The organism is Micromonospora sp. MH33 (assembly GCF_003013775.1).
In the GTDB taxonomy this organism is placed as follows: domain Bacteria; phylum Actinomycetota; class Actinomycetes; order Mycobacteriales; family Micromonosporaceae; genus Micromonospora; species Micromonospora fulviviridis.
Genome location: NZ_MUYZ01000420.1, coordinates 1 through 4,172 on the forward strand (window position 1 = coordinate 1; position 4,172 = coordinate 4,172).

3 protein-coding genes are annotated in these 4,172 nt (G+C 77.0%); all 3 read left to right on the plus strand.

The genetic code is table 11. The features are described 5' to 3' along the window. A partial coding sequence (locus B0E53_RS38150) for a hypothetical protein (RefSeq protein WP_210406319.1) occupies positions 1-907 on the plus strand: 907 nt, incomplete at its 5' end. Position 908: 1 nt separating this feature from the next. After that, a complete protein-coding gene (locus B0E53_RS33610; protein ID WP_107079613.1) occupies positions 909-3,983 on the plus strand; it encodes a DUF6519 domain-containing protein in 3,075 nt (1,024 codons plus the stop codon). Next, positions 3,980-4,172 (plus strand): hypothetical protein (locus tag B0E53_RS33615; RefSeq protein WP_146167884.1); only part of this gene is annotated, 193 nt, incomplete at its 3' end. The genes B0E53_RS33610 and B0E53_RS33615, both read left to right, overlap by 4 nt.

Below are 4,172 nucleotides of genomic sequence, written 5' to 3' on the forward strand. Positions count from 1 at the left end.
CCCCACCCGCGGCGGCACGTACGTCGTCTCGGTCGCCGACAGCGCCAGCTACCCGGGGGACGTCGCGGTCACCGTGCCCGCCGGCACCCGGCTGGTGCTGGTGGCCGCCGGCTGGCCGACCCGCCGCCGCCCGGACGGCGAGGTGCTCGCCCCGGTCCCCGGCCGGTACGCCCCCGACGGGCTGCGTCCGCACCTGCGCGGCAGCCTGCGCATCACCGGCGAGCCGGGCAGCAGCGTGCTCGTCGACGGGCTGCTCGTCGAGGGCGACGTGGTCGTCGCGCCCGGCCAGCTCGGCCACCTCACGGTGGCGCACGGCACGGTCACCGGCGCGGTCCGGGTCGAGTCGGCCGCCGGCCGGCCCAACAGCCGGCTCCAGCTCCGGCTCAGCCGGGTGCTGGCCGGCGCGGTCACGCTCGCCGCCACCGTCCCGATGGCCACCGTGGACACCTGCGTGCTGGACGCCACGGCCGGCGGCGGGACCGCGCTGGCCGGCGAGGGTGTGCACGCCTGCCTGGAGGGCAGCACGGTCCGGGGCGCGGTCCGGGTCCGCAGTCTCGACGCCAGCAGTTGCGTGCTGGACGGGCCGGTGGAGGTGGCCCACCGCCAGGTCGGCTGCCTGCGGTTCAGCTACGTCGCCCCCGGCTCGCGCACCCCGCGCCGCTACCGCTGCGTGCCGGCCGACGGCGAACCCGGCCCGCTCCCGGTGTACGCGGCCACCGACCCGGCCTCGCCCGCGTACCCGGCCCTCGCGGGGTCCTGCCCGGTGGCGATCCGGGAGGGCGGCGAGGACCGGGCCGAGCCGGGCGTGCACCACCACCTCAGGCGGCCGTTGCGACTGCGGGCGGCGCAACGGCAGCTCGACCCCTACCGGCCGGTCGGCATCGAGCTCGGGATCTTCGGGAGTTGACGTGCAGGGAGACTTCACCCGCTGGACGTTCGACCCGCGCGACGGCTACCGCCAGGTGCTGTTGCAGCAGGGCCGGATGCTGCTCGACGCCGAGTGGAACGAGCAGACGAAGATCACCGCCTGGCACGACGAGGAGCGGACCCGCGACATCGTCGGTGCGGCCGGCGGGCCGCTCGACAGGGCCGGCTTCGCCGTGGTGGACGCCGCCGGAGCCAGCCCCACCGCTAGCGCCTGGGCGGACCTGCGGATCACCCCCGGCCGCTACTACGTGGACGGGGTGCTGGTCGACGCCGCTCCACCCGCTGGCGGGGCCGGGCACAAGCTGGCCGACCAGCCCTACCTGCCGAAGGTGGGCGACCTGCCCGGGCTGCCCGAGCCGACCGCCGACGGCCGGTACGCCGTCCTGCTCGACGTCGCCGACCAGCACGTCACCGCCGACCAGGCACCCCGGCTGCGGGAGGCCGCCCTCGGCGGCCCGGACACCACCACCCGCGCCCGGACGGTCTGGCAGGTCCGGCTGGTCAAGGTGGCCCCCGGTACGGCCTGCGCCGACGTTGTCGACCCGGTGTGGGGCGGCCGGACCGCCCCCACCATGACCGCCGCACTGCGCGAGGTGGACCCGACCGCCGACCCGTGCCGGCTCAGCGGCTCCGGCGGCTACCGGCGGCTGGAGAACCAGCTCTACCGCGTCCAGGTCCACGACGTCGCCACCGACGGCACCGCCCGCTACCTCTACTCCCGCGAGAACGGCAGTGTGGTGGCCGGGCTGACCGCGATCGGCCCGCCCTCGGCGGCGGCCGCGTCGGCCGGGATGGACGCCGAACTCGGCCTGGACCGGGTCGGCCGGGACGAGGAACTGTCCTTCCGGGAGGGTGACCTCGTCGAGGTGACCAGCCCCGACCGGGAACTGCACGGCCGGCCGGGCCACCTGGCCACCGCCGGCGCCCCGGACGGCACGGCGCTGCCGGTGAAGTGGGCCGCGGGGGCGCCGGCCACCCTCGCCGCGGTCGGCCGCACCCCGATCGTGCGCCGCTGGGACGGTCCGGCCCAGGCCGCCAACGCCAGCCCCGACGAACTCGACGACGCCGGCATCGAGGTGCGCTTCGGCGCCGGCGACTTCCGGGTCGGCGACCACTGGCTGATCCCGGCCCGCACGGTCCGCCTGGTCTACGGCGTCAGCGCCCTCTCCGGCACCATCGACTGGCCCACCGACGACCTCGGCAACCCGCTGGCCCGCCCGCCGCTGGGCCCGGTGCACCACGTCGCGGTGCTCGGCATCCTGCGCCGCACCACCGTGGGCGGCGCCGGCCGCTGGGCGCTCGACGAGGACTGCCGCCGGCTCACCCCGCCGCTGACCGATCTGGTCACCCTCGACCTGCTCGGCGGCGACGGGCAGCAGGCCCCGCCCGGGCAGCCGCTGCCCGAGCCGGTGCGGGTGGTGGTCCGCAACGGCGGCCGCCCGGTGCACCGCGCCCGGGTCCGGTTCACCGCCGTCGACGGGCACCTGGCCGCCGGCGTACCCGCCGCCGCCGACCCGACCCAGGTGGTCCTGGAGACCGACGCCCGCGGCCAGATCGACGTACGGTGGCTGCTGCCCAGCACCGGCCCGACCACCCGGGTGCTCACCGCGGTCCGGCTCGACGATGCCGACGCCCCGGTCGACGCCGAGGTGCGGGTCACCGGCCGCCGCGACGAGGGCGGCACGGTCTGCCTGGTGGTCCGCCCCGAGACCGACCTGGTGCAACTCCTCGCCGACCTGTCCGGGGTGACCGCGCTGGCGCTCTGCCTGACCGCCGGGGAGTGGACGCTGAGCGAGCCGGCGGTGCTGTCCGGGGTGTCCTGCGTGCTGGTCACCGGGGTCGGCTCCGCCACCCGGATCGTCTCCGCCGCCGAGTCGGCGCTGCGCTTCGTCGACTGCGGCGAGGTGCAGGTCCGCGACCTGTCCGTGGCGGCCGTGCCCGCCGAGAGCGACCAGCGCAACGGCGCCCTCGACGTACAGCGCACCGGCCTGGTGCTGGTGGAACGGGTCCAGGCCGAGATGGGCGACGCCCCGGCCGCCGTGGCCGCCGCGATCACCGTCCGTGGCGACGGGACCGAGGACGGCCGGCCGGTGGAGCGCGCCGTGGTCCGGGACTGCCGGGTCGAGGCGGGCCACGCGCAGACCGGCGTTCTTGTGCTCGACAGCCGGCGCAGCGACGTCATCGGCTGCGACGTGCTGGCCACCGCCGACCCGGGCGCCGACCCGGACAAGCGGTTCCTCGAATGGCTGCGCGACCCCCGCTTCGCCCGCCGGATCGCCCGGCGGGCCGTGCACCCGCTGCTCGCCGGGGAGGACGGGCTCGGCCTGCGCAAGGGCTGGTCGTCGCTGGTGGAGACCCGTAACCTGCGCTTCGGCTCCGAGATCGACGACCCGAAGGGCTGGACCGCGTACCTCGGCGACCAGGAGGTCAAGACCGTCGAGGAGCTCCAGGACGTGGTCCGCGACGACCTGGTCCGGCACAACCCCGACTCCCGGTTCTTCGACGAGCGGACCCGGTTCGCCGCCTGGCTGCGCCGGGTCGCCGAGGAGTTCGCCGCCACGGCCACGGCCACCGCCGGCATCACCGTCGCCGGGACCACCGCCGCCGACGTGCGGGTCCGCGACAACACCGTCACCGGCGCGCTCACCGGCATCAGCGTCGCCCTCGGCGACCCGGACGAGGAGCGCGAGACGGTACGCCGGGTGTGGATCACCGGCAACACCATCGCGCCGCCGGCGCGGGCCGCCACCGCCTTCCTGCACCAGGGCGTGTACGTCGGGGACTGCCACCGCCTCGACGTGTCGTCCACCGTGGTCGACCTGGCCGACGGCAAGCCCGGCTACCCGGTGCAGGGGCTGCTCTGCGCCGGCCGGCTCGGCCCGCACGCGGTCGCCACCGCGAACACCTTCGACGGCACCGTGCTCGGCATCCGCGCGGTTTCCGGCCCGTCGGGCTCGCCCGCCCTGTGGGTGGCGCGCGACAATGTCTGCACCACCGGCCCGGCGCTGGTAGACGGCACCGGGTCGTGGCGCGACGAGGGGAACGTCAGCGGGTGAGGGTGGCGGAGGCGGCCCAGCCGTCCCGGTCGGCCGACCGGGACGAGCCCGAGCGCGCCCACGCGGAGGCGGAGCAGCCGGCGCGGCGGTCGAGCCGGCCGGCCTGCAGCACCCACAGCGTGGCCCGCGTCCCCGTGCACGCCCCGCCCGACCCGGCCGCCGAACACGACGCCCACACCACCGCCGCCC